The organism is Streptomyces sp. NPDC104307 (genome assembly GCF_055584045.1).
The window spans coordinates 167,468-193,228 of sequence record NZ_JBVJMU010000008.1; the positions used below are offsets into that span (position 1 = coordinate 167,468).

Genomic DNA, 25,761 nt, shown 5'->3' on the forward strand with positions numbered 1-25,761 from the left:
GGGAACCGGTCCGGCCCCGGCGACACGCGCCGCGCGGGGTAAGCAATATGCTGATCGGCATGACGAGTGAGCCGGAGCAGCAGATCGGAGTGGGGACGCCCGACGCGTTCCAGCGCCTGTGGACGCCCCACCGGATGGCGTACATCCAGGGTGAGAACAAGCCGACCGGTCCGGAGGCCGGCGACGGCTGTCCGTTCTGTGCGATTCCGCCGATGTCGGACGAGGACGGGCTCGTCGTCGCGCGCGGCGAGCAGGTCTACGCCGTGCTGAATCTGTACCCGTACACCGGCGGACACCTGATGGTGGTGCCGTACCGGCACGTCGCGGACTACACGGAGCTGGACGGTCCGGAGACGGCCGAGCTGGCTGATTTCACCAAGCGCGCGATGACCGCGCTGCGTGCGGCCTCCGGTGCGCACGGCTTCAACATCGGGATGAACCAGGGCGCGGTGGCCGGTGCCGGTATCGCCGCGCACCTGCACCAGCATCTGGTGCCCCGCTGGGGCGGTGACACCAACTTCATGCCGGTGGTGGGTCACACCAAGGTGCTGCCGCAGCTGCTGGCGGACACCCGGAAGATGCTGGCCGACGCCTGGCCGGTCTGATCGGCCCGGCCGATCACACTGTCCGTGTGGGGCGCTCCGGGGGGAACCCGGGGCGCCCCACAGGTGTGACAGGCCCTACGCGTCGTACAGGTCGGCCTTGCGCGGGGAGGGGTCCTGGACGAGTCCGCTCAGTATCGACGAGCGGTTGCCGAAGCGTTCGGTGTCGACGCCGTTCTCGTCGAGCACCTTGATGACGGCGCTGTGCACCACGCGCAGGACGGGTGTGGCCGCGCGCATCGCGTCGTCCGCCATGAAGCGGTGGCGCCACGGCTTCTCGGCCCAGGCGTGCCGCAGTCCGAAGGGTTCCGGCAGCGCGATCTTGCCGCCGAGGTAGTCGAGCAGCGGCGGGTACCAGGTGAACGGGGCGCGCAGGGCGAGCCGGACCACCTCGCTGGACTCGACCAGCGCCAGCGTGATGTCGCGGGTCTCCCAGAACCTGACGGTCTTGTTGACCGTCTTCTTCTTGCCGGCGGGTTTGCTGGTGAACAGCGAGTGGACCGGGCCGAGAGCGTGCCCGGTGACCTCGATGCGCAGGGTCTCGAAGAGCACGGTGACGGTGATCATCATGGTGATGACCAGCTGACCGTCCCAGAGGGTGAACTGGACGCCCAGATAGTGGCGGTCGCCGCCGCCGAACTGCTGGTGGTTGCAGATCCGCTGTATCTCGTGGGGCTTCACCTGGAAGGTGGCGACGTCCTCGCCCTCCGGGCGGGAGACCGAGTCGGCGTTCTCACCGACGGGCGACACGATCCAGTGGGTGACCGAGGGCTTGGGGAAGCCGCCCGTGTTCAGCGGGCCGCGCTCCAGCATCTTGAGCTGGTCGTGGATGACGCGGATCAGGTCCCAGCTGCGGAACTGGTGGAACTCCTTGCCGGGATCCTTGGCCACCAGATCCTCGGCGAGCTGCCAGCTGCCCCAGCGGGTGCCCATGCCGAGGATGCCCTTGGGGCCCGCGTAGAACACCGAGTTGGACTGCTGCTCGGCCGAGAGCTTCTCCAGGCCCTGGCGGAGCGCCTCCCGGGCGGTCTCGCTCGGGTTCTTCGGCACGGCTTCGGGGATCTTGGCGATGACACCGCCGCCGGACAGGAGCCCTTCCCAGCGGGCGCGCATGTCCTGGGCGGAGGCCTCCGCGATCCGCTTGGCGATCAGCCATCCGATGACCGGGGCGATGACCGCCGCCCGCACGTAGAGGCCCAGGAATCCGTTGAGGGGCATCTTGATCATGAGGTACACCACGCCGATGCCGATGACCGGCAACAGGACGACGCCCAGACCGGCCAGCAGCTTGTCCTTGGGCTTGCCAAGGAGGTCGCGCAGCTGGAAGGCGATGATCCACAGCAGCATTCCGGGGAGGAAGAGGAAGCCGAAGACGGCGGTCACGGCGGTGAGTTTGGTGTCGCGTGCCTTGCGGAGCCGCGAGGCGGACAGGCAGTGCTCGACGACGGTCTGCGGATCGCTGCCGAAGGACTGGATGAGTGCTTTGCGGGCGCCGCCCAGGGTGCGTTCCTGAACGGCTCGGGAGAAGGCCTCGCCGAAGTTGGGCTTGAAGTAGTCGGACTTGAAGAACTTGGACCGGCCCGCCTTCACCTCCGACTTGTGCCACTCGCTGTTGGCCTTGAGGATCTCGTCCACCGGGGTGTCGCGGTACGCCGCGGAGGCGAGGGCGTTGGTCGCCACCGCCGCTCCCGCGGAGCCCTGGAGCGGAATCTGCGCTCCGGGAGAGAAATCGAATCCGTCGTTGGCCACTGCCGCCCCCACTCGCCTGCCGAGGAACCGCTCCTGCGGCTGTTTCCCAACTGCCGTGCCCGGCACACTTTCTGAGCTGGAACCACAGCGTATCGTCCGAATCGGTACGGTGTCCGGCCCTGTGGACAACCGTGGGGGCGGGGCGGCTACGTATCCTTCGCGGCGTCGTCCCGCTGCCCGCGCATCCGGTCCGACAGGTGGGCGGGCATGGCTTCGTGGCGGGCGTACACCCGGTCGAAGCGGCCGGTGCCGTGCGACAGGGAGCGCAGGTCGACCGCGTACCGGCCGATCTCCAGCTCCGGTACCTCCGCCCGGACGAGGGTGCGTCCCGGCCCGGACTGCTCGGTGCCGACCACCCGGCCGCGGCGGCCCGACAGGTCACTCATCACCGGGCCGACGCAGTCGTCGGGGACCAGCACGCTGATCTCCGCGACGGGTTCCAGCAGCTGGATGCGGGTGTCGGAGGCCGCCTCGCGCAGGGCCAGGGCGCCCGCGGTCTGGAAGGCCGCGTCGGAGGAGTCCACGGAGTGGGACTTACCGTCCCGCAGGGTGACCCGCAGATCGACCAGCGGGTGCCCGGTGGCGACGCCCCTGGCGGCCTGTGCGCGGACGCCCTTCTCGACGGACGGGATGAACTGGCGCGGTACGGAGCCGCCGACCACCTTGTCGACGAACTCGATGCCGGACCCCGGTGGCAGGGGTTCGACGTCGATCTCGCAGATGGCGTACTGGCCGTGGCCGCCGGACTGTTTGACGTGCCGGCCGCGTCCGGTGGCGGGCCCTGCGAACGTCTCGCGCAGGGCGACGCGGTGCGGGACGGCGTCGACCTGGACCGCGAACCGGCTGCGCAGCCGGTCAAGGGCCACGTCCAGTTGGGCTTCCCCGAGGCACCACAGGACCATCTGACGGGTGTCCTGGTTCTGCTCCAGGCGCATCGTGGGGTCCTCGGCGACGAGCCGGGCCAAGCCCTCGGAGAGCTTGTCCTCGTCCGCCTTGCCGTGTGCCTCGATGGCGAGCGGCAGCAGCGGATCGGGCATCGTCCACGGCTCCATCAGCAAGGGGCGGTCCGGGTCCGACAGGGTGTCGCCGGTCTCCGCGGTGCCCAGCCGGGCGACGCAGGCGAGGTCTCCCGCGATGGCCTCGGTGAGGGGGTGCTGCTGCTTCCCGAACGGTGCGGAGAGCGCCCCGACGCGGGTCTCGGCCTCGTGGAAGGGGCGGTCCTCGCGGCCGGGGCCGGTGAGCCCGTGGCCGAACACGTGCACGGTGTCGTCGGCGCGCAGGGTGCCGGAGAACACGCGCACCAGGGAGAGCCGCCCGACATAGGGGTCGGAGGACGTCTTCACGACCTCGGCCAGCAGTGGGCCCCCGGCGTCGCAGCCGAGGGCGGGGAGCGGGGCGCCGCGCAGGGTGGTGACGGCGGGCAGCGGGTGTTCGAGCGGGGTCGGGAATCCGCCGGTGATCAGGTCGAGGAGTTCGACGGTGCCGATGCCCTGGCGGGCGCCCTCGGCGGCGGGGGCGGCGGCCAGGACGGGGTGGAAGGTGCCGCGTGCGACGGCGCGCTCCAGGTCGTCGACGAGTGTCCTGATATCGATGTCCGCGCCGGCGAGGTAGCGGTCCATCAGGGTCTCGTCCTCGCTCTCGGCGATGATCCCCTCGATGAGCCGGTTGCGGGCGTCGGTGAGCGCGGCCCGCTGGTCCGCCGCGGGCGGGTTCTCCGCGCGTTCGCCGCCGGAGTAGTCGAGGACCCGCTGGGAGAGCAGCCCGGTCAGTCCGGTCAGCGGCGCGTGCCCGTCGGAGCCCTCGGGCCCGTGCACGGGCAGATAGAGCGGGAGCACGGCGTCACCCGCGCCGTCCGGGTGGAGTGCGCCGAACGTCTCGCCGCAGATCCGCGTCATGGCGTCGAACGGGGTGCGGGCGGTGTCGAGGTGGGTGACGACGATGGCGCGCGGCATGCCGACGGCGGCGCACTCCTCCCAGACGGCGCGGGTGGCGCCGGCCACCGCCTCGGCCTCCTGGGCCGCCGAGACGACGAAGAGGGCCGCGTCCGCCGCCCGCAGACCGGCCCTCAGCTCCCCGACGAAATCCGCGTATCCCGGGGCGTCCAGCAGATTGATCTTGACCCCGTCCCATGTGACGGGGACCAGGGAGAGCTGTACGGAGCGTTGCGAGCGGTGCTCGATTGCGTCGTGGTCGGAGACCGTGGTGCCGTCCTCGACCCGGCCCGCCCGGTTGACCGCGCCCGCGGTCTGTGCGAGGGCCTCGATGAGGGTGGTCTTGCCGGAGCCGCTGTGGCCGACCAGCACCACGTTCCGGATGGAGGAGGGGTGGCCGGCCGTCGGTACTCCTCCGGCGGCCCCGGTGTGTGCGTGTGCCTTGTCGCCCATGGTGCGTGCCTCCCGGATGATGGCGCGGGGCGGGAGAACCGCCGGGCGCGGGGTGGGGAGTGTGCACGGGCAGAGGGGAGCCGCCGCGGCGGCTTCGGCGACGCCCGCGGTACTTCCGAGCTTTCCACTGTGTCCGGGTCCCGTCCATACGTCGGGCGCGGCTCCACGACCGGGGCCGGCCGCGGCGGGAGGCCGGGGGTGCCCGGACGGTGGAGTGCGGCGGTCGTGACTACGATGGGTCAGCCGGTGGCCGATGGGGCCGCTCGGCCCACCGAACCCTCGGGAAGGCCATGCTGAACAAGTACGCGCGTGCATTCTTCACGCGTGTCCTCACACCGTTCGCCGCACTGCTGCTCCGTCTCGGCGTGAGCCCTGACGCGGTCACTCTGATCGGCACGGCCGGGGTGATGGCAGGTGCGCTGGTCTTCTTCCCGATGGGGGAGTTCTTCTGGGGCACGATCGTCATCACGATCTTCGTCTTCTCCGACCTCGTCGACGGGAACATGGCGCGGCAGGCCGGCATCTCCAGCCGGTGGGGCGCGTTCCTCGACTCGACGCTCGACCGGGTGGCCGACGGCGCGATCTTCGCCGGCTTCGCCCTCTGGTACGCGGGCAGCGGCGACGACAACGTCCTGTGCGCCGTCGCGATCTTCTGTCTCGCGAGCGGCCAGGTCGTCTCGTACACCAAGGCGCGCGGTGAGTCGATCGGTCTGCCGGTCGCGGTCAACGGGCTCGTGGAACGTGCGGAGCGGCTGGTGATCTCGCTGGTGGCGGCCGGTCTGGCGGGTCTGCACGGGTTCGGGGTGCCCGGCATCCAGGTGCTCCTGCCGATCGCGCTGTGGATCGTCGCGGCGGGCAGCCTGGTGACGCTGGTGCAGCGCGTGGTGACGGTGCGCCGCGAGTCCGCGGCCGCCGACGCGGCCGGGAGCGAGGCCGCCTAGTGAGCCGCGCAACCGGGGAACCGAAGCCCGGCGCAGGGGAGCGGATCAGCGACGCCCTGTACGGACTCGGCTGGACCGCGGTCAAGACGCTCCCGGAACCGGCCGCACGAGCCCTCTTCCGCACCATCGCCGACCAGGTCTGGAAGCGTCGCGGCAAGAGCGTGCTGCGGCTGGAGTCGAACCTGGCGCGGATCGTGCCGGACGCGAGCCCCGCCCGCCTCGCCGCGCTGTCCAAGGCCGGGATGCGCTCGTACATGCGGTACTGGATGGAGTCCTTCCGGCTGCCCACCTGGAGCGCGCGGCGGATCAAGGACTCCATCGACGTGACGGACGCCCACCGGCTGACCGAGGGGCTCGACGCCGGCCGAGGCGTCATCCTCGCCCTGCCGCACCTGGGGAACTGGGACCTGGCGGGCGCCTGGGTCACCACGGATCTGAAGGTCCCGTTCACCACGGTCGCGGAACGGCTCAAGCCGGAGTCGCTGTACGACCGGTTCGTCGCGTACCGCGAGGGGCTGGGCATGGAGGTCCTGGCGCACAACGGCGGGACCGCCTTCGGCACGCTGGCCCAGCGGCTGCGGGCGGGCGGCCTGGTCTGCCTGGTCGCGGACCGCGATCTGTCGGCCTCCGGCGTCGAGGTCTCGTTCTTCGGCGACACGGCCCGGATGCCGGCCGGCCCCGCGCTGCTCGCCCAGCAGACCGGGGCGCTGCTGCTGCCGGTCACGCTCAACTACGACGACACGCCGGTGATGAGGGCGCGGATCCATCCGCCCGTCGAGGTTCCCGGCTCAGGCAACCGCGCGGAGAAGACGTCTGTGATGACACAGGCCCTGGCCGACGCGTTCGCCCTGGGCATCGCCGAGCACCCGGAGGACTGGCACATGCTGCAACGACTCTGGCTCGCCGACCTCGAACCCCTTGGAGACTAGGGCCTTGAAAATCGGCATCGTCTGCCCGTACTCCTGGGACGTACCGGGCGGCGTGCAGTTCCACATCCGCGATCTGGCCGAGCATCTGATCCGGCTCGGCCACCAGGTGTCCGTCCTCGCCCCGGCGGACGACGAGACGCCGCTTCCTCCGTACGTGGTCTCCGCGGGCCGGGCCGTGCCCGTCCGGTACAACGGCTCGGTGGCCCGGCTGAACTTCGGGTTCCTGTCCGCGGCGCGGGTGCGGCGCTGGCTGCACGACGGCACCTTCGACGTGATCCACATCCACGAGCCGACCTCGCCGTCGCTGGGCCTGCTGACCTGCTGGGCGGCGCAGGGGCCGATCGTCGCCACCTTCCACACGTCCAATCCGCGCTCCCGGGCGATGATCGCCGCGTACCCGATCCTCCAGCCGGCGCTGGAGAAGATCAGCGCGCGCATCGCGGTCAGCGAGTACGCGCGCCGCACCCTGGTCGAACACCTGGGCGGCGACGCGGTGGTCATCCCCAACGGTGTCGACGTGGACGTCTTCGCCTCGGCCGAGCCCAGGCCCGAGTGGCAGGGCGGCACGATCGGCTTCATCGGGCGCATCGACGAGCCCCGCAAGGGCCTGCCCGTCCTGATGCGGGCGCTGCCCGCGATCCTGGCCGCCCGCCCCGACACCAGGCTCCTGGTGGCCGGCCGGGGCGACGAGGAGGAGGCCGTCGCCTCGCTCCCGAAGGAGATGCGCGAGCGCGTCGAGTTCCTCGGCATGGTCAGCGACGAGGACAAGGCGCGGCTGCTGCGCAGCGTCGACGTGTACGTCGCGCCCAACACCGGCGGCGAGAGCTTCGGCATCATCCTGGTCGAGGCCATGTCGGCGGGCGCACCGGTCCTGGCCAGCGACCTGGACGCGTTCGCACAGGTCCTGGACCTGGGAGCGGCCGGCGAACTCTTCGCCAACGAGGACGCGGACGCGCTGGCGGAGGCGGCGGTCCGGCTGCTGGGCGACCCGGAGCGGCGCGCGGAGCTGCGGGAGCGCGGCAGCGCACATGTGCGGCGCTTCGACTGGTCGACGGTGGGCGCGGACATCCTCGCGGTGTACGAGACGGTGGCGGACGGCGCGGCCTCTGTGGCCACGGACGAACGCACGGGGCTGCGGGCCAGGTTCGGGCTGGCGCGGGACCAGTGACCTGACCCGCGGGGCTGTCGGCCCGGCTGATCGCGGGCCGGACGGTGCCCGGTCACCGGTAGCCTTCGGCCCGTGACCGAAACCCTCATCTGGACCGTCGTCGTGCTCGTCGCGATCGGCCTCTACCTCAGCTGGACCGCCGGCCGGCTCGACCGCCTGCACACCCGTATCGACGCGGCCCGCGCCGCGCTCGACGCGCAACTGCTGCGCCGGGCCTCGGTCACCCAGGAACTCGCCACGTCCGGAGTCCTCGACCCGGCCGCGTCCATCGTCCTGTACGAGGCCGCGCACGCCGCCCGTCAGGCGGAGGAGGAGCACCGGGAGGTCGCCGAGAGCGAACTGAGCACCGCCCTGCGCGCGGTGTTCGGTGAGCCGGCGCAGGTGGCGGCGGTGCAGGAGATCCCGGGCGGCGAGGAGGCCGCGTCCGAACTGGCCGCCGCCGTCCGCCGGGTCCCGATGGCGCGCCGGTTCCACAACGACGCGGTGCGGGCCGCCCGCGCGCTGCGCCGCCACCGTACGGTGCGCTGGTTCCGGCTGGCCGGTCATGCCCCGTTCCCGCTCGCCTTCGAGATGGACGACGAGCCGCCGGTCGCCCTCGCCGCCCGCCCGGTCAGCTGACACCCACGCCCTAGCGCCGCGGTCGCGGGCGGGTCGCCGGCAGGTCGTGGGCGAGTCGTGGGCGGGGCGTCGCTGGGTCAAAACGATCCACCGGCCTCCTATTGGCCCTTGCTGTGGACCGGCTCCGGAGAGTTTGCTCAGCAGTGCGTCATCCCCGCACGCTCAGCACCCCTTCTCCCAGTGAGGTCGATCCGTGTCCACGCTTCCCACCACCCCGCAGTCCGCTGACTCCCCGGCGACCGGCACCGCCCGCGTCAAGCGCGGCATGGCCGAGCAGCTCAAGGGCGGCGTGATCATGGACGTCGTCAACGCCGAGCAGGCGAAGATCGCAGAGGACGCGGGCGCCGTGGCCGTCATGGCCCTGGAGCGGGTGCCGGCCGACATCCGCAAGGACGGCGGCGTGGCCCGGATGTCCGACCCGAACATGATCGAGGAGATCATCGAGGCCGTCTCCATCCCGGTCATGGCGAAGTCCCGCATCGGACACTTCGTCGAGGCCCAGATCCTGCAGTCCCTCGGCGTCGACTACATCGACGAGTCCGAGGTGCTCACCCCGGCCGACGAGGTCAACCACAGCGACAAGTTCGCCTTCACCACCCCGTTCGTCTGCGGCGCCACCAACCTGGGCGAGGCCCTGCGCCGCATCGCGGAGGGTGCGGCCATGATCCGCTCCAAGGGCGAGGCCGGCACCGGCAACGTCGTCGAGGCGGTGCGCCACCTGCGCCAGATCAAGAACGAGATCGCCCGGCTGCGCGGCTACGACAACAACGAGCTGTACGCCGCCGCCAAGGACCTCCGTGCCCCGTACGAGCTGGTCAAGGAGGTCGCGGAGCTCGGCAAGCTGCCCGTCGTCCTGTTCTCCGCGGGCGGCGTCGCCACCCCCGCCGACGCCGCGCTGATGCGCCAGCTCGGCGCAGAGGGCGTCTTCGTCGGCTCCGGCATCTTCAAGTCCGGCGACCCGGCCAGGCGCGCCGCCGCCATCGTCAAGGCCACCACGTTCTTCGACGACCCGAAGATCATCGCGGATGCCTCCCGCGACCTGGGCGAGGCCATGGTCGGCATCAACTGCGACACGCTGCCCGAGACCGAGCGCTACGCCAACCGCGGCTGGTAGTCACTGATGAGCGACACCCCTGTGATCGGAGTCCTGGCCCTCCAGGGCGACGTACGGGAACACCTGATCGCCCTGGCCTCGGCGGACGCCCTGGCCAGGCCGGTCCGGCGGCCCGAGGAACTCGCCGAGGTCGACGGCCTGGTCGTCCCCGGCGGCGAGTCCACCACGATGTCCAAACTGGCCGAGCTGTTCGGGATGCTGGAACCGCTGCGCGATCGGGTCGCCGCGGGGATGCCGGTCTACGGCACCTGCGCCGGAATGATCCTGCTCGCGGACAAGATCCTCGACCCCCGCTCGGGCCAGGAGACCATCGGCGGCATCGACATGATCGTGCGCCGTAACGCTTTCGGGCGGCAGAACGAGTCGTTCGAGGCGGCCGTGGAGGTCGCCGGGATCGACGGCGGACCGGTCGAGGGCGTCTTCATCCGGGCCCCCTGGGTCGAGTCCGTGGGGGCGCGGGCCCAGGTTGTGGCGGAGCACGGCGGCCACATCGTGGGGGTACGGCAGGGAAACGCCCTTGCCACGTCATTCCATCCGGAACTGACCGGTGACCACCGCCTCCACGCGTACTTCGTCGACATGGTGCGCGCATCGGGCTGACTCGATCCCGGTAGGATCTCTGGGGTTCGTACGGAATTTGGTGACGCGAAGGAGAAGGCAGATGTCCGGCCACTCTAAATGGGCTACGACGAAGCACAAGAAGGCCGTGATTGACGCCAAGCGCGGCAAACTCTTCGCGAAGATGATCAAGAACATCGAGGTCGCGGCCCGCACCGGCGGTGCCGATGTGTCCGGCAACCCGACCCTCTTCGACGCCATCCAGAAGGCCAAGAAGAGCTCGGTCCCGAACAAGAACATCGACTCGGCGGTCAAGCGCGGTGCCGGTCTCGAAGCCGGCGGCGCCGACTACGAGACGATCATGTACGAGGGCTACGGCCCGAACGGTGTCGCGGTGCTCATCGAGTGCCTCACCGACAACCGCAACCGCGCCGCGTCCGACGTGCGCGTCGCCATGACGCGCAACGGCGGCTCGATGGCCGACCCGGGCTCGGTCTCGTACCTGTTCAACCGCAAGGGCGTCGTGATCGTCCCCAAGGGTGAACTCTCCGAGGACGATGTGCTCGGTGCGGTGCTCGACGCCGGCGCCGAGGAGGTCAACGACCTCGGTGACACGTTCGAGGTCCTCAGTGAGGCCACCGACATGGTCGCGGTCCGCACGGCGCTGCAGGAGGCCGGCATCGACTACGACTCGGCCGAGGCCAACTTCGTCCCGACCATGCAGGTCGAGCTGGAGGAAGAGGGCGCCCGCAAGATCTTCAAGCTGATCGACGCGCTGGAGGACAGCGACGACGTGCAGAACGTCTTCGCCAACTTCGACGTCTCGGACGAGGTCATGGAGAAGGTCGACGCCTGAGCGGCCGCCGGCTGACCGGCGCAGCTTTCGCGGACGGGCCGACGGGGGACACACCCCGTCGGCCCGTCGCATTGTCAGTGCGAGCCGATAGCCTGCCAGAACAGTTGACCGATCGGCAGGGAGGGGGCGACCCGTGCGGGTACTCGGTGTGGACCCCGGGCTGACCCGGTGCGGTGTCGGAGTCGTCGAAGGAGTCGCGGGCCGTCCGCTGACCATGCTCGGTGTCGGAGTCGTGCGCACCGCGTCCGACGCGGAGCTCGGACACCGGCTGGTGGCCATCGAGCGCGGCATCGAGGAGTGGCTCGACGAGCACCGCCCCGAATACGTCGCCGTCGAGCGGGTGTTCGCCCAGCACAACGTCCGTACGGTGATGGGCACGGCCCAGGCCAGCGCGGTCGCGATGCTCTGCGCCTCCCGCCGGGGCATCCCGGTGGCCCTGCACACGCCCAGCGAGGTCAAGGCCGCCGTCACCGGCAGCGGCCGCGCGGACAAGGCCCAGGTCGGGGCCATGGTCACCCGGCTCCTGCGGCTGGACGCCCCGCCGAAACCGGCCGACGCCGCCGACGCGCTGGCCCTCGCCATCTGTCACATCTGGCGCGCCCCGGCCCTCAACCGCCTCCAGCAGGCGCACGCGGCAGCGGCCGCGGCCCGTCTCCCGCGCGTTCCGCGCACCGCAACAGCTCCCGTCCGGAAGGTCACCCGATGATCGCCTTCATCACCGGCCCCGTGGCCGCGATCGCCCCCACCACGGCCGTGATCGAGGTCGGCGGCATCGGCATGGCCGTCCAGTGCGCGCCGAACACCCTCGCCGCTCTCCGGATCGGCAAGGAGGCCAGGCTCGCCACCTCCCTCGTCGTACGGGAGGACTCACTGACGCTCTACGGCTTCGCCGACGACGACGAGCGGCAGACCTTCGAGCTGCTCCAGACCGCCAGTGGGGTCGGCCCCCGGCTCGCCCAGGCCATGCTCGCCACGCACAGCCCGGACGCCCTGCGCATCGCCGTGTCCACCGGTGACGAGAAGGCGCTCACCGCGGTCTCCGGCATCGGCAAGAAGGGCGCGCAGAAGCTCCTGCTCGAACTCAGGGACAGACTCGGCGAGCCGGTCGGCGCCCACATCGGCCAGCAGGGCATCGGCGCCGCGGTCTCCTCCTCCTGGCGGGACCAGCTGCAGGCCGCCCTGATCGGCCTCGGCTACGCCACCCGCGAGGCCGACGAAGCGGTCTCCGCCGTGACCCCGCAGGCGGAGGCGGCCCTCGCGGAGGGCGCCCAGCCGCCGGTGCCGCAGCTGTTGCGCGCCGCCCTGCAGACCCTCAACCGCACGCGCTGAGCGGACCCCGAGGGCACCTTCGCCACCCCGGGCCGGGCACCGCGCGGCCCGGCACAGAGACACCCGAGGCGGGACTGACGAGATGAACTGGGACGAGACCGGACCCGACACCGACGAGCTGCTCGACGAGCGCCTCGTCGACGCCGGAGCGGACGGCGAGGACACCGCCGTGGAGGCGGCACTGCGCCCCAAGGACCTCGACGAGTTCGTCGGCCAGGAGACGGTGCGCGAACAGCTCGACCTGGTCCTCAAGGCGGCCCGCGCCCGAGGCGCCACCGCCGACCACGTACTGCTCTCCGGCGCCCCCGGCCTGGGCAAGACCACCCTCTCCATGATCATCGCCGCCGAGATGGGCGCGCCGATCCGGATCACCTCGGGCCCCGCCATCCAGCACGCGGGCGACCTCGCGGCGATCCTGTCCTCCCTCCAGGAGGGCGAGGTCCTCTTCCTCGACGAGATCCACCGCATGTCCCGGCCCGCCGAGGAGATGCTCTACATGGCGATGGAGGACTTCCGGGTCGACGTGATCGTCGGCAAGGGGCCCGGGGCCACCGCCATCCCGCTGGAGCTGCCGCCCTTCACCCTGGTCGGCGCCACCACCAGGGCCGGGCTGCTGCCGCCCCCGCTGCGCGACCGCTTCGGCTTCACCGGGCACATGGAGTTCTACACGCCGGTCGAACTGGAACGGGTGATTCACCGCTCGGCCCGCCTCCTCGACGTCGAGATCGACGTGGACGGCGCCTCGGAGATCGCCGGCCGCTCCCGGGGCACGCCCCGGATCGCCAACCGGCTGCTGCGCCGCGTCCGGGACTACGCCCAGGTCAAGGCCGACGGCCGGATCGACCGGGACATCGCCGGAGCCGCCCTCCAGGTGTACGAGGTCGACGCCCGAGGGCTCGACCGGCTGGACCGGGCGGTGCTCGGCGCCCTGATGAAGCTCTTCGGTGGCGGTCCGGTCGGCCTGTCCACGCTCGCGGTCGCCGTGGGGGAGGAGCGCGAGACGGTCGAGGAGGTCGCCGAGCCCTTCCTGGTGCGCGAGGGACTGCTGGCCAGGACGCCCCGGGGCCGGGTCGCCACACCGGCTGCCTGGGCCCACCTCGGGCTGGTTCCGCCGCAGCAGGGCGGAAAGGGACAACAGGGCCTGTTCGGGGCGTGATGAGTCACAGGTTGGCCCGCAGCGGAACCCGGGTGCCATGCTGGGCGTTGTTCCATCGATGCGGACTCGCTTAGACTCCGCCGATGCCGCCCTTAAAGGTCGGTGTACCCACCCCCGTAGACCAGGCCGCTTTCCAGTGCGGTCGTGCGAAGGAAACTCGTCCCGTGAATCCCGTGACTCTCCTCCCCTTCATCGTGCTCATCGGGGCCATGTTCCTGATGACGCGGTCCGCCAAGAAGAAGCAGGCGGCGGCTGCGAACATGCGCAATGAAATGCAGCCCGGTACCGGCGTCCGGACGATCGGGGGCATGTACGCCACCGTCAAGGAGCTTCACGACGACTCGGTCCTCCTTGAGATCGCTCCCGGCGTCCACGCCGTCTACGCCAAGAACTCCATCGGTGCCGTCCTCGACGACGCGGAGTACAACCGCATCGTCCACGGCGACGAGGAGGAGCTCGACGTCGACGGCGCGGTCGTGCCCGACGACGCCTCCTCGCTGACCGAGCTCGACGCCGCCGACGACGCTTCCGCGGACGCCGACGACGACGCGAAGATCGACCTCGGCAAGAAGGCCGAGGCGGACGACGCGGAGCCGGCCGACAAGAAGTCCGACGGCAAGTCCGACGGCGAGGCCGACGCGAAGTAGCACACGACCCGGGGATGCCGTGAGCCCACAGGCATCCGGCTGTCCCCGGACCGTGCGGTCTTCTGCGGGGCGGGTCCCCACTACACTTCGTGGCCGCTTGGGCGCGTACCGGCGCGGGGCGGTTGGACAGGGAGAAACGAGAAGGTGGCAGCACCGAAGAAGGGCCGAGGGCCGGCCGGCGGTCAGGGCAGGCCGGGGCGCGCCCTGGCTCTGATCCTGATCGCCATGGTCGCGCTCACCGGCGGGATGTTCCTGGCCCATCAGCCGACGCCGCGACTCGGCATCGACCTGGCGGGTGGCACGTCCATCACGCTTGAGGCGAAGGCCGAGCCCGGCCAGGAGTCGGCGATCAACAAGACCAACATGGACACGGCGGTCCAGATCATGGAACGCCGCGTCAACGGTCTTGGTGTCTCCGAGGCCGAGGTCCAGACGCAGGGCAAGAGCAACATCATCGTCAACATCCCCAAGGGCACGAACTCCGCCCAGGCCCGGCAGCAGGTCGGTACGACTGCCAAGCTCTACTTCCGGCCGGTGCTGACCGTCGCCCAGGGAACGCCCACCCCTGAGCCCAGCGCCTCGTCCACCGGCAAGGGCAGCCCGTCTCCGTCGCCGAGCTCCTCCGCCTCCGAAAAGGCATCGGACTCCGACAAGGCGTCGAACCCGTCCACGAAGCCGAGCGCGAGCGCCACCACCCAGGGCCGCGCGGTCACCGGCGCCCTGAAGGCCGACTCCACGCCCACCCCGAAGGCCAGCGAGACCCCTAAGGCGGACGGCACTCCGACGCCGTCCGCAGAGGAGCAGGCGGCCGCCGCCAAGCTGCAGAAGCGGTTCGAGGCGCTCGACTGCTCCACCAAGGCCGGCCGGTCCAAGGCCTCCCAGGGCACCAAGGCCACCGACACGGTGGTCGCGTGCGAGCAGGACGGCTCCGCCAAGTACGTGCTCGGCCCGGCCGCTGTCGACGGCACGGACGTCGACAGCGCGAAGGCGGCGATCAACCAGCAGTCCGGCCAGTGGATCGTCCAGATGGGCTTCACCGGCGGCGGCGCCAAGAAGTTCCAGAAGATCACCGGCACACTCGCACAGCAGCAGGAGCCGCAGAACCAGTTCGCCATCGCGCTCGACGGCGAAGTGGTCTCGGCACCCTCCGTGAAGGAGGCGCTGAGCGCCGACGCCGAGATCTCCGGCAGCTTCACCCAGCAGTCCGCGGAGGACCTGGCCAACGTCCTGTCCTACGGTGCGCTGCCGCTCTCCTTCCAGGAGCAGAGCGTCACCACCGTCACCGCCGCGCTCGGCGGTGAGCAGCTCAAGGCGGGCCTGATCGCCGGTGCCATCGGCCTGGCCCTGGTCGTCATCTACCTGGTGGCCTACTACCGCGGACTGGCGCTCATCGCGCTCCTCAGCCTGCTGGTCTCCGGCATCCTGACGTACACGATCATGTCGCTGCTCGGCCCGGCCATCGGATTCGCGCTGAACCTGCCCGCTGTCTGCGGCGCCATCGTGGCGATCGGAATCACCGCGGACTCGTTCATCGTGTACTTCGAACGCATCCGTGACGAGATCCGCGAGGGCCGCACGCTCCGTCCCGCCGTCGAGCGGGCCTGGCCGCGCGCCCGGCGCACCATCCTGGTCTCCGACTTCGTGTCGTTCCTGGCCGCGGCGGTGCTGTTCGTCGTCACCGTCGGAAAGGTCCAGGGCTTCGCGTTCACGCTGGGTCTCACCACCCTGCTCGACGTGGTCGTGGTGTTCCTCTTCACCAAGCCCGTCATGACGCTGATGGCCCGCAAGAAGTTCTTCGCGAGCGGTCACCCGTGGTCCGGCCTGGACCCGAAGCGGCTCGGCGCCAAGCCGCCGCTGCGCCGTTCACGCCGTGTCAACGCCCCCACCGACCCGAAGGAGGCGTGAGATGTCGCGACTCGGCAATCTCGGCGCCCGTCTCTACCGCGGCGAGGTCGGCTACGACTTCATCGGCAACCGCAAGATCTGGTACGGCATCTCGATCCTGATCACCATCACGGCCATCGTCGGCCTGGCGGTCAGCGGCCTGAACATGGGCATCGAGTTCAAGGGCGGCGCTGTCTTCACCACGCCGAAGACGAGCGTCTCCGTCGAGAAGGCGGAAGACCTGGCCTCGACGTCCTCCGGCCACCAGGCCATCGTCCAGAAGCTGGGCAACGGCGGACTGCGCATCCAGATCACCGAGGTGGACACCTCGAAGTCGGACGCGATCAAGAGCGACCTCTCCAAGGGCCTCAGCGTCCCCGAGGAGAAGATCGCCGCCGACCTGGTCGGCCCCAGCTGGGGTGAGCAGATCGCCAACAAGGCGTGGACCGGGCTCGGCGTCTTCATGGTCCTCGTCGTGATCTATCTGGCCATCGCCTTCGAATGGCGCATGGCCATCGCGGCCCTGGTCGCGCTGATCCACGACATCACCATCACGGTCGGCGTCTACGCCCTGGTCGGCTTCGAGGTCACCCCGGGCACCGTGATCGGTCTGCTGACGATCCTCGGTTACTCCCTCTACGACACGGTCGTCGTCTTCGACAGCCTGAAGGAGGGCACGAAGGGGATCACCAAGCAGACCCGGTGGACGTACAGCGATGTCGCCAACCGCTCGATCAACGGCACGCTGGTCCGCTCGATCAACACCACGATCGTCGCCCTGCTGCCGGTCGCCGGTCTGCTGTTCATCGGTGGCGGTGTCCTCGGCGCCGGCATGCTGAACGACATCTCCCTGGCCCTCTTCGTCGGTCTCGCCGCCGGTGCGTACTCCTCGATCTTCATCGCCACTCCGCTGGTCGCCGACCTCAAGGAACGCGAACCCCAGATGAAGGCCCTCAAGAAGCGGGTCCTCGCCAAGCGCGCGGCGGCCGCCGCCAAGGGCGAGCTCTCAGAGGCCGAGCAGTCGGACCGGGCCGGCCGGGGCGGCACACCGGACGCGGCGGAGGACGCCGCACCCGCCGGCGCCGTCGTCGGACAGCGCCAGGAGCCCCCCAGGGGCCATGGCCGCACCCCGGGGAAGCGCCGATGACCAGCAGCACCACCGCGAGCACGAGGGACCTCCTGCTCAGCCGGATCCGTGACGTGGCCGACTACCCGAAGCCGGGGGTGATGTTCAAGGACATCACCCCGCTGCTCGCGGACCCGGTGGCCTTCACCGCGCTCACCGAAGCGCTGGCGGAGCTGTGCGTACGGCACGGCGCCACGAAGATCGTCGGTCTGGAGGCCCGCGGCTTCATCCTGGCCGCACCGGTCGCGGTACGGGCCGGACTCGGCTTCGTCCCGGTCCGCAAGGCCGGCAAGCTGCCCGGTGCCACGCTCGCCCAGACGTACGAGCTGGAGTACGGCAGCGCGGAGATCGAGATCCACGCGGAGGACCTGTCCGCCGATGACCGGGTCATGGTCATCGACGACGTGCTGGCCACCGGTGGTACCGCCGCCGCCTCGCTGGAGCTGATCCGGCGGGCCGGGGCCGGCGTCGCGGGCGTCGCCGTCCTCATGGAGCTGGGGTTCCTGGCCGGCCGGGCGCGCGTCGAGGAGAGCCTGCAGGGTGCTCCGCTGGACGCCCTGATCACGGTCTGAACCGCTGCGGGCCGCACGCGGCACCGCATGACAGGCACCGAAGCGGGCACCCGGGAACAACCGGGTGCCCGCTTCGCGTTGTGCGGGCTCTCCCACGGTCCCCGGGGGAGGAGCGGCCGCAGGGTCGTTACGATGGCCTTTCCGGGTGTCCGGATCCGCACGAGGAGCGCTCTTGCCAGACGAGGCCCAGCCAGTCGCCGCCCCGCAGCCCGACCAGCCCGCGGCGGCCCCAGCCACGCCCGCGAAGCAGCCCGCGGAGAAGCCGAAGCCTCCGGCGCCCGAGCCCGGTACGGGCCCGGCCGCCGCGGAGGCCAACGGGCCCGCGCCCGCTTCCCCCGCCCAGCCGGCCGCACCCGCCTCGCCGCCCCCGACGGCGCCGAAGCCCCCGGCGAAGCCCGCTGCGGCGCCCGCGGGCCCGGTGGCCCGTACCGGTGGCGGCTCCTCCAACCGGGTCCGGGCCAGGCTGGCCCGCCTCGGCGTCCAGCGCTCCAGCCCGTACAACCCGGTGCTCGAACCGCTGCTGCGTACCGTCCGGAGCAACGACTCCAAGATCGAGACCTCCACGCTGCGCCAGATCGAGCGCGCCTACCAGGTCGCGGAGCGCTGGCACCGCGGCCAGAAGCGCAAGAGCGGCGACCCGTACATCACCCACCCCCTCGCCGTGACCACGATCCTGGCCGAGCTGGGTATGGATCCGGCCACCCTGATGGCCGGGCTGCTGCACGACACCGTCGAGGACACCGAGTACGGCCTGGACACCCTGCGCCGCGACTTCGGCGACCAGGTCGCCCTGCTGGTCGACGGCGTCACCAAGCTGGACAAGGTCAAGTTCGGCGAGGCCGCGCAGGCCGAGACCGTGCGCAAGATGGTCGTCGCGATGGCCAAGGACCCGCGCGTCCTGGTCATCAAGCTCGCCGACCGGCTGCACAACATGCGCACCATGCGTTATCTCAAGCGGGAGAAGCAGGAGAAGAAGGCCCGCGAGACGCTGGAGATCTACGCCCCGCTCGCCCACCGCCTGGGCATGAACACCATCAAGTGGGAGCTGGAGGACCTCGCCTTCGCGATCCTCTACCCGAAGATGTACGACGAGATCGTCCGGCTCGTCGCGGAGCGGGCGCCCAAGCGCGACGAATACCTCGCCATAGTGACCGACGAGGTGCAGTCCGACCTGCGCGCCGCCCGTATCAAGGCCACCGTCACCGGCCGGCCGAAGCACTACTACAGCGTCTACCAGAAGATGATCGTGCGAGGCCGGGACTTCGCGGAGATCTACGACCTGGTGGGCATCCGCGTCCTCGTCGACACGGTCCGCGACTGCTACGCGGCGCTCGGCACCGTCCACGCGCGGTGGAATCCGGTCCCCGGCCGGTTCAAGGACTACATCGCGATGCCCAAGTTCAACATGTACCAGTCGCTGCACACCACGGTGATCGGGCCCAGCGGCAAGCCCGTCGAGCTCCAGATCCGTACGTTCGACATGCACCGCCGCGCCGAGTACGGCATCGCCGCGCACTGGAAGTACAAGCAGGAGGCCGTCGCGGGCGCCTCCAAGGTGCGCACCGACGTCCCCCGGAACACCGGCCGGGGCCAGGACACCGTCAACGACATGGCGTGGCTGCGCCAGCTCCTGGACTGGCAGAAGGAGACCGAGGACCCCAGCGAGTTCCTGGAGTCCCTGCGCTTCGACCTCTCGCGCAACGAGGTCTTCGTCTTCACACCCAAGGGCGACGTCATAGCGCTCCCGGCAGGGGCGACACCGGTCGACTTCGCGTACGCCGTCCATACGGAGGTGGGCCACCGGACGATAGGGGCACGCGTCAACGGACGGCTCGTACCGCTTGAGTCCACGCTCGACAACGGCGACCTGGTGGAGGTCTTCACCTCCAAGGCGGCCGGTGCGGGCCCCTCGCGCGACTGGCTCGGCTTCGTCAAGTCACCCCGGGCACGCAACAAGATCCGCGCCTGGTTCTCCAAGGAGCGCCGCGACGAGGCGATCGAGCAGGGCAAGGACTCCATCGCGCGGGCCATGCGCAAGCAGAACCTGCCGATCCAGCGGATCCTGACCGGCGACTCCCTGGTCACGCTCGCCCACGAGATGCGCTACCCCGACATCTCGTCCCTGTACGCCGCGATCGGTGAGGGACATGTCGCGGCGGCCGGTGTCGTGCAGAAGCTGGTCCAGGCGCTCGGCGGCCAGGACGAGGCCAACGAGGACCTCGCGGAGAGCTCGCCGCCCTCGCACGGCCGCAACAAGCGCCGCTCCAACGCCGACCCGGGCGTCGTCGTCAAGGGCGTCGAGGACGTCTGGGTCAAGCTGGCCCGCTGCTGCACGCCCGTTCCCGGTGACCCGATCATCGGCTTCGTGACCAGGGGCAGCGGAGTCTCCGTCCACCGTGCGGACTGCGTGAACGTCGACTCGCTCTCGCAGGAGCCGGAGCGGATCCTTGAGGTCGAATGGGCGCCCACCCAGTCCTCGGTGTTCCTCGTCGCCATCCAGGTCGAGGCACTGGACCGCTCCAGGCTGCTCTCCGACGTCACCCGGATCCTGTCCGACCAGCACGTCAACATCCTGTCCGCGGCCGTGCAGACCTCCCGCGACCGGGTGGCCACCTCGCGGTTCACCTTCGAGATGGGCGACCCGAAACACCTCGGCCACGTCCTGAAGGCCGTACGCGGCGTCGAGGGCGTCTACGACGTCTACCGGGTGACCTCGGCCCGCCGGCCCTGAACCCGGGCCGTCCGGCCCCTCGTACGACGTGAAGAACCCCTCCGCCACCGGCGGAGGGGTTCTTCACACGCGGACCGGCGGACCGGTCTCAGCCGCCGAACTCCTCAAGGCCCTTCAAGGCCTGGTCCAGGAGCGCCTGCCGGCCCTCCAGCTCGCGGGCGAGCTTGTCCGCACGGGCGTTGTTGCCCGAAGCGCGCGCCGTGTCGATCTGGGTGCGCAGCTTGTCGACGGCGGACTGGAGCTGACCGGTCAGACCCGCGGCACGGGCACGTGCCTCCGGGTTGGTCCGGCGCCACTCCGACTCCTCGGCCTCCTGGAGCGCCCGCTCCACCGTGTGCATCCGCGCCTCGATCCTGGGGCGGGCGTCACGCGGTACGTGGCCGATGGCCTCCCAGCGCTCGTTGAGGGCCCGGAACGCCGCCCTGGAGGCCTTGAGGTCCTTCACCGGCAGCAGCTTCTCGGCCTCGACCGCGAGCTCCTCCTTGACCTTGAGGTTCTCGCCCTGCTCCGCGTCACGCTCCGCGAACACCTCACCGCGGGCGGCGAAGAAGACGTCCTGGGCACCGCGGAAACGGTTCCACAGATCGTCCTCGGCCTCGCGCTGGGCGCGGCCGGCGGCCTTCCACTCCGTCATCAGATCGCGGTAGCGGGCGGCCGTCGTACCCCAGTCGGAGGAACGGGACAGCGACTCGGCCTCGACGACCAGCTTCTCCTTGGCCTTGCGGGCCTCCTCGCGCTGGGCGTCCAGCGAGGCGAAGTGGGCCTTGCGGCGCTTGGAGAACGCCGAGCGCGCGTGGGAGAAGCGGTGCCACAGCTCGTCGTCCGACTTGCGGTCGAGCCTGGGCAGGCCCTTCCACGTGTCGACGAGCGCACGGAGCCGCTCGCCCGCGGAGCGCCACTGCTCGCTCTGCGCCAGCTCCTCGGCCTCGACGACCAGCGCCTCCTTGGCGTGCTTCGCCTCGTCGGTCTGCTTCGCCTTCTGGGCCTTGCGCTCCTCCCGCCGCGAGTCGACCGTCGCCACCAGGGCGTCCAGCCGCTTGCGCAGCGCGTCCAGGTCCCCGACGGCGTGATGCTCGTCGACCTGCGCACGCAGATGCTCGATGGCGGTCGTCGCGTCCTTCGCGGACAGATCGGTGGTCTTCACCCGCCGCTCCAGGAGGCCGATCTCGACCACAATGCCCTCGTACTTGCGCTCGAAGTAGGCCAGGGCCTCCGCCGGAGAACCGGCCTGCCACGATCCGACGACCTGCTCGCCGTCGGCGGTACGCACGTACACGGTGCCTGTCTCATCGACACGGCCCCACGGGTCGCTGCTCACAGCGCCTCCTCCACCTGATGCCCGCGAGAGGGTTCACCCCCCTGGCATCGTCCACAGTTTCCTGGGGCGGGCAGCGCCCGCCCTGCACAACGCCAATCTAGGCGACGGGCCACCCGGCTGTCCGCACTCCGCGCGGCCGAAATTATCCGGCGCGCGCCCGGCGCCGCCGTGCGGATCGTGCCGGGGCCCGCCGTGCTCACGCCTTGTCGACGGCCGCCTTCGAGATGTTCACGGCCTTCTTCGGCGCACCGTCGGCGGCGCCGCCGGTGACCCCTGCCTTGCCGATCGCCTCGACGGTCTTCAGCGACGCCTTGTCCATCGTGCCGAACGGCGTGTAGGTGGGCGGCAGTTTGGTGTCCTTGTAGACCAGGAAGAACTGGCTGCCGCCGGTGTGCGGCTGGCCCGTGTTGGCCATCGCCACCGTGCCCGCCGGGTAGGTCACCGCGCTGTCCTTGCCCGGCTTGCCCAGCGCGGTGAGGTTCTCGTCCGGGATCGTGTAGCCCGGACCGCCGGTGCCGTCGCCCTTGGGGTCACCGCACTGGAGGACGAAAATACCCTGCGTGGTCAGGCGGTGGCACTTGGTGCCGTCGAAGAAGCCCTTGTCCGCGAGCGACTTGAAGGAGTTCGTGGTGTGCGGGGTCTTCGCCGCGTCCATCGTGAACGCGATGTCGCCCTGGCCCGTCTTGAGCGACAGGGTGTACTTCGCCTTCTTGTCGATCTTCATCGCCGGCTCGGGCGCGCTCTTCTCACTCGCCGAGGGAGAGGGCGAGGGGGACGCCGACGGGTTGGCGCTCGCGGCCGCGTCGGTCTTGTCCTTCTTGCCGTCGTCGCCGGTGGCGAAGTACGTGATGCCGCCTATGACGGCCACCGCGGCCACCGCGGAGGTGATGATGACCGTCAGCCGCCGGGTCCGGCGACGGGCCTCCTCCCGGCGCTGCTGCTGCCGCTCGAACTTCTCCCTGGCGAGCTGCCGCCGCCGCTGATCGCTGCTGACCACCGGGTGATCTCCTTGTGCGTCGTGTGTTCGGGCCTGAGTTGCCCCGTACCGTATATGGGTTAGCTGTGGAATGAGGAGCGCCGGTAGGCTCTGAACTGCTGCGACCGCGCAGCCGCAATCCCTCGTCGGACGACCATTAAGGACGATCGTGCTCATTGCCGGGTTCCCCGCCGGGGCCTGGGGGACCAACTGTTACCTGGTCGCCCCCGCCGCGGGTGAGGAGTGCGTGATCATCGACCCGGGCCACCAGGCCGCGTCCGGGGTCGAGGACGCACTGCGCAAGCATCGGCTGAAGCCCGTCGCCGTCGTGCTCACCCACGGCCACATCGACCACGTCGCCTCGGTCGTCCCGGTGTGCGGCGCCCACGATGTCCCCGCCTGGATCCACCCGGAGGACCGCTACATGATGAGCGACCCGGAGAAGGCACTGGGCCGCTCCATCGGGATGCCGCTCATGGGCGAGCTGACGGTGGGGGAGCCGGACGACGTCAAGGAGCTGAGCGACGGTGCCCGGCTGACGCTGGCCGGTCTGGAGTTCGGTGTCTCGCATGCGCCCGGCCATACCAAGGGGTCGGTGACGTTCAGGATGCCCGAGGCCGCGGATGTTCCGCAGGTCCTCTTCTCGGGCGACCTGCTCTTCGCCGGCTCCGTCGGACGCACCGACCTGCCCGGCGGCGACCACGCCGAGCTGCTTGAGTCGCTGGCCCGTGTGTGCCTGCCGCTCGACGACTCGACCGTAGTGCTGTCCGGCCACGGCCCCCAGACGACCATCGGCCGCGAGCGCGCCACCAATCCGTATCTGAGCGGTATGGACGCGCCCCGACGAGGAATGTGACGAGAGCGAAACCGTGAGCACCTTCAAGGCCCCCAAGGGCACGTACGACCTGACCCCGCCCGACTCCGCGAAGTACCTCGCGGTGCGTGAGGCGATCTCCGCACCGCTGAAGAACTCCGGCTACGGCTACATCGAGACCCCCGGCTTCGAGGACGTGGCCCTGTTCTCCCGGGGCGTCGGTGAGTCCACCGACATCGTGTCCAAGGAGATGTACACCCTCACCACCAAGGGCGGCTCCCAGCTGGCGCTGCGCCCCGAGGGCACCGCCTCCGTGCTGCGCGCCGCGCTGGAGGCCAACCTCCACAAGCTCGGCAACCTGCCGGTCAAGCTCTGGTACTCCGGCTCGTACTACCGCTACGAGCGCCCGCAGAAGGGCCGTTACCGCCACTTCTCGCAGGTCGGTGCCGAGGCCATCGGCGCGGAGGACCCGGCTCTGGACGCCGAGCTGATCATCCTGGCCGACCAGGCGTACCGCACCCTTGGCCTGCGCGAGTTCCGCATCCTGCTGAACTCGCTGGGCGACAAGGAATGCCGGCCCGTCTACCGCGACGCGCTCCAGGGCTTCCTGCGTGAGCTCGACCTGGACGAGGAGACCCGCCGTCGCATCGAGATCAACCCGCTCCGGGTCCTCGACGACAAGCGCCCCGAGGTCCAGAAGCAGCTGACCGGCGCCCCGGTGCTGCGCGACTACCTCTGCGACGCCTGCAAGGCGTACCACGAGGAGGTCCGCGACCTGCTCAACGAGGCGGGCGTGGTGTACGAGGACGACGAGAAGCTTGTCCGGGGCCTCGACTACTACACCCGCACCACCTTCGAGTTCGTCCACGACGGACTGGGCTCGCAGTCCGCGGTGGGCGGCGGTGGCCGGTACGACGGCCTCTCCGAGATGATCGGCGGACCGGCGCTCCCGTCGGTCGGCTGGGCGCTCGGCGTCGACCGCACGGTGCTCGCCCTGGAGGCGGAGGGCATCGAGCTCGAACTGCCCTCGACCACCAGTGTCTTCGCCGTCCCGCTCGGCGAGGAGGCCCGGCGCAAGCTGTTCGCCGTCGTGACGCGGCTGCGCCGCGAGGGGGTGGCCGCAGACTTCGCGTTCGGCGGCCGCGGACTCAAGGGCGCGATGAAGAGCGCCAACCGGTCTGGCGCGCGGTTCACCGTGGTGGCCGGCGAGCGCGATCTGGCCGAGGGCGTCGTGCAGCTCAAGGACATGGAGTCCGGTGAGCAGACGGCCGTTCCGCTGGCCGAGGTGACCGAGGCGATCAAGGCGCGCCTCGCGTAGACGCCGCACGGGTCGCGGGCGGGCGGTGTCCCCGCCCGCCCGCGACCGGGGACACCGTGTCCCGGCCCGGCACGTCAACTCGGTGCAGCCGGATTCATGCTGCCGGGGGGTTCCGGTCCGGGAGAGCCGATGCCGGTACGTGGCGGCCGGCAGCCCGGCCGGGCCCGGGAGCGCCTGCCAGCAGTGCCGTCGGCGCCCTCCGTACCCGGAACCGCACGCTGATTCCGCGCGCATCTTTATCTTCATCGAACGGAGGACCGGCGCGGCGGTACGGCACAATGACCGTGCCCAGCAGGCTACTCAGTGACGGAATGGCGATATGACGACTGCAGCGGTTGACCATCCCTCCTCCGACCAGGACGAGGACGGCGGGAAGAGGACCATCGGCGGCAGTCGTGCGTTCGCACTGCTGCTGGTGATCACGGGCGCTGCCGGACTCCTCGCCGCGTGGGTCATCACGCTCGACAAGCTCAAGCTGATGGAGGACCCCAGCTTCGTCCCGGGCTGCAGTCTCAACCCGGTGGTCTCCTGCGGCAACATCATGAAGAGCGAGCAGGCGGCCGCCTTCGGCTTCCCGAACCCGTGGCTCGGTCTGGCCACCTACCCCGTGATCATGGGCATCGGCCTGGCGCTGCTCGCCGGAGCGCGCTTCCGGGGCTGGTACTGGCTGGGGATGAACGCGGGCACCCTGTTCGGCGTCGGCTTCGTCACCTGGCTCCAGTACCAGTCGCTGTACAACATCAACTCCCTGTGCCTGTGGTGCTGCCTGGCCTGGGTCGCCACGATCTTCATGTTCTGCTACGTCACCACACACAACATCAAGCACCGGATCATTCCGGCGCCCAGCTGGCTGCGCAACGGACTGACCGAGTTCCACTGGGTGCCGCCGGTCCTGTGGGTCGGCATCATCGGCATGCTCATCCTGACCCGCTGGTGGGACTTCTGGACCAGCTGAGCGGCCCGTGCGCGCC

Annotated in this window: 23 protein-coding genes; 19 read left to right on the forward strand and 4 right to left on the reverse strand. The window is 70.4% G+C overall.

Annotated features, from left to right (window positions below; genetic code table 11):
- Window positions 1-47 precede the first annotated feature (47 nt).
- Window positions 48-605, forward strand: a complete 558-nt coding sequence (locus ACZ601_RS21890; protein ID WP_311306748.1) for an HIT family protein — start codon at window positions 48-50, stop codon at window positions 603-605.
- A 75-nt stretch (window positions 606-680) separates the two neighbouring features.
- Here the strand turns inward: ACZ601_RS21890 and ACZ601_RS21895 are convergent, their stop codons facing one another.
- Both ACZ601_RS21895 and ACZ601_RS21900 read right to left on the reverse strand, forming a co-directional pair.
- On the reverse strand, window positions 681-2,351 hold the full coding sequence (locus ACZ601_RS21895) for a hypothetical protein (protein ID WP_469540395.1): 1,671 nt from the start codon (window positions 2,349-2,351) through the stop codon (window positions 681-683).
- Between the two features lie 146 nt (window positions 2,352-2,497).
- Window positions 2,498-4,735 carry an elongation factor G-like protein EF-G2 gene (locus ACZ601_RS21900; protein WP_469540398.1) on the reverse strand — a complete coding sequence of 746 codons (2,238 nt, stop codon included), beginning with the start codon at window positions 4,733-4,735 and terminating at the stop codon, window positions 2,498-2,500.
- 290 nt (window positions 4,736-5,025) lie between these two features.
- Between ACZ601_RS21900 and pgsA the strand changes: the two genes are divergently transcribed.
- From pgsA to ACZ601_RS21975, 15 genes are all read left to right on the forward strand, one after another.
- The gene (gene pgsA / locus ACZ601_RS21905) at window positions 5,026-5,676 is read left to right on the forward strand and encodes a phosphatidylinositol phosphate synthase (protein WP_440576332.1); all 651 of its coding nucleotides are present in this window, start codon (window positions 5,026-5,028) and stop codon (window positions 5,674-5,676) included.
- The gene (locus tag ACZ601_RS21910; protein ID WP_469540401.1) at window positions 5,676-6,605 is read left to right on the forward strand and encodes a phosphatidylinositol mannoside acyltransferase; all 930 of its coding nucleotides are present in this window, start codon (window positions 5,676-5,678) and stop codon (window positions 6,603-6,605) included. The genes pgsA and ACZ601_RS21910 overlap by 1 nt, the downstream gene beginning before the upstream one ends.
- A 4-nt stretch (window positions 6,606-6,609) precedes the next feature.
- The gene (locus ACZ601_RS21915; protein WP_469540403.1) at window positions 6,610-7,773 is read left to right on the forward strand and encodes a glycosyltransferase family 4 protein; all 1,164 of its coding nucleotides are present in this window, start codon (window positions 6,610-6,612) and stop codon (window positions 7,771-7,773) included.
- Window positions 7,774-7,845: 72 nt separating this feature from the next.
- Window positions 7,846-8,391, forward strand: coding sequence for a hypothetical protein (locus ACZ601_RS21920; protein WP_440576335.1), 546 nt, complete (start codon window positions 7,846-7,848; stop codon window positions 8,389-8,391).
- A 193-nt stretch (window positions 8,392-8,584) separates the two neighbouring features.
- Window positions 8,585-9,505 (forward strand): pyridoxal 5'-phosphate synthase lyase subunit PdxS, encoded by a 921-nt coding sequence (gene pdxS, locus ACZ601_RS21925; protein WP_440576336.1) that lies wholly within the window; start codon window positions 8,585-8,587, stop codon window positions 9,503-9,505.
- 6 nt (window positions 9,506-9,511) lie between these two features.
- The gene (gene pdxT / locus ACZ601_RS21930; RefSeq protein WP_469540406.1) at window positions 9,512-10,105 is read left to right on the forward strand and encodes a pyridoxal 5'-phosphate synthase glutaminase subunit PdxT; all 594 of its coding nucleotides are present in this window, start codon (window positions 9,512-9,514) and stop codon (window positions 10,103-10,105) included.
- 61 nt (window positions 10,106-10,166) lie between these two features.
- Window positions 10,167-10,919 (forward strand): YebC/PmpR family DNA-binding transcriptional regulator, encoded by a 753-nt coding sequence (locus tag ACZ601_RS21935; protein ID WP_329226742.1) that lies wholly within the window; start codon window positions 10,167-10,169, stop codon window positions 10,917-10,919.
- Between the two features lie 133 nt (window positions 10,920-11,052).
- Window positions 11,053-11,625, forward strand: a complete 573-nt coding sequence (gene ruvC, locus ACZ601_RS21940) for a crossover junction endodeoxyribonuclease RuvC (RefSeq protein WP_469540409.1) — start codon at window positions 11,053-11,055, stop codon at window positions 11,623-11,625.
- A complete protein-coding gene (gene ruvA / locus ACZ601_RS21945) occupies window positions 11,622-12,248 on the forward strand; it encodes a Holliday junction branch migration protein RuvA (RefSeq protein WP_469540411.1) in 627 nt (208 codons plus the stop codon). The genes ruvC and ruvA overlap by 4 nt, the downstream gene beginning before the upstream one ends.
- An 82-nt stretch (window positions 12,249-12,330) precedes the next feature.
- Window positions 12,331-13,404 (forward strand): Holliday junction branch migration DNA helicase RuvB, encoded by a 1,074-nt coding sequence (gene ruvB / locus ACZ601_RS21950; RefSeq protein WP_469540414.1) that lies wholly within the window; start codon window positions 12,331-12,333, stop codon window positions 13,402-13,404.
- A 164-nt stretch (window positions 13,405-13,568) separates the two neighbouring features.
- A complete protein-coding gene (gene yajC, locus ACZ601_RS21955) occupies window positions 13,569-14,051 on the forward strand; it encodes a preprotein translocase subunit YajC (protein ID WP_469540416.1) in 483 nt (160 codons plus the stop codon).
- A gap of 144 nt (window positions 14,052-14,195) precedes the next feature.
- Window positions 14,196-15,956 (forward strand): protein translocase subunit SecD, encoded by a 1,761-nt coding sequence (secD, locus tag ACZ601_RS21960; protein WP_440576342.1) that lies wholly within the window; start codon window positions 14,196-14,198, stop codon window positions 15,954-15,956.
- Window position 15,957: 1 nt separating this feature from the next.
- Window positions 15,958-17,082, forward strand: coding sequence for a protein translocase subunit SecF (gene secF, locus ACZ601_RS21965; RefSeq protein WP_440576343.1), 1,125 nt, complete (start codon window positions 15,958-15,960; stop codon window positions 17,080-17,082).
- On the forward strand, window positions 17,079-17,633 hold the full coding sequence (locus ACZ601_RS21970; protein WP_440576344.1) for an adenine phosphoribosyltransferase: 555 nt from the start codon (window positions 17,079-17,081) through the stop codon (window positions 17,631-17,633). Before secF ends, ACZ601_RS21970 begins: the two co-directional genes overlap by 4 nt.
- Before the next feature lie 172 nt (window positions 17,634-17,805).
- On the forward strand, window positions 17,806-20,364 hold the full coding sequence (locus tag ACZ601_RS21975) for a RelA/SpoT family protein (protein WP_469540420.1): 2,559 nt from the start codon (window positions 17,806-17,808) through the stop codon (window positions 20,362-20,364).
- A gap of 88 nt (window positions 20,365-20,452) precedes the next feature.
- On the opposite strand, the gene ACZ601_RS21980 is transcribed toward ACZ601_RS21975, so the two are convergent.
- Together ACZ601_RS21980 and ACZ601_RS21985 are read right to left on the reverse strand one after the other, a co-directional pair.
- Window positions 20,453-21,682, reverse strand: a complete 1,230-nt coding sequence (locus ACZ601_RS21980) for a DUF349 domain-containing protein (RefSeq protein WP_440575166.1) — start codon at window positions 21,680-21,682, stop codon at window positions 20,453-20,455.
- 196 nt (window positions 21,683-21,878) lie between these two features.
- Window positions 21,879-22,679 carry a peptidylprolyl isomerase gene (locus tag ACZ601_RS21985; RefSeq protein ID WP_469540424.1) on the reverse strand — a complete coding sequence of 267 codons (801 nt, stop codon included), beginning with the start codon at window positions 22,677-22,679 and terminating at the stop codon, window positions 21,879-21,881.
- Between the two features lie 148 nt (window positions 22,680-22,827).
- Here ACZ601_RS21985 and ACZ601_RS21990 point away from each other — a divergent pair, with 148 nt between their 5' ends.
- The 3 genes from ACZ601_RS21990 to ACZ601_RS22000 all read left to right on the forward strand — a co-directional run bounded on the left by ACZ601_RS21990 (window position 22,828) and on the right by ACZ601_RS22000 (window position 25,745).
- Window positions 22,828-23,514 (forward strand): MBL fold metallo-hydrolase, encoded by a 687-nt coding sequence (locus tag ACZ601_RS21990; protein WP_440575164.1) that lies wholly within the window; start codon window positions 22,828-22,830, stop codon window positions 23,512-23,514.
- Window positions 23,515-23,527: 13 nt separating this feature from the next.
- Window positions 23,528-24,790, forward strand: coding sequence for a histidine--tRNA ligase (gene hisS, locus ACZ601_RS21995; protein WP_311306768.1), 1,263 nt, complete (start codon window positions 23,528-23,530; stop codon window positions 24,788-24,790).
- A 319-nt stretch (window positions 24,791-25,109) separates the two neighbouring features.
- Window positions 25,110-25,745: a vitamin K epoxide reductase family protein gene (locus ACZ601_RS22000; protein ID WP_440575162.1), complete on the forward strand. Its 636-nt coding sequence runs from the start codon at window positions 25,110-25,112 to the stop codon at window positions 25,743-25,745.
- Window positions 25,746-25,761 lie beyond the last annotated feature (16 nt).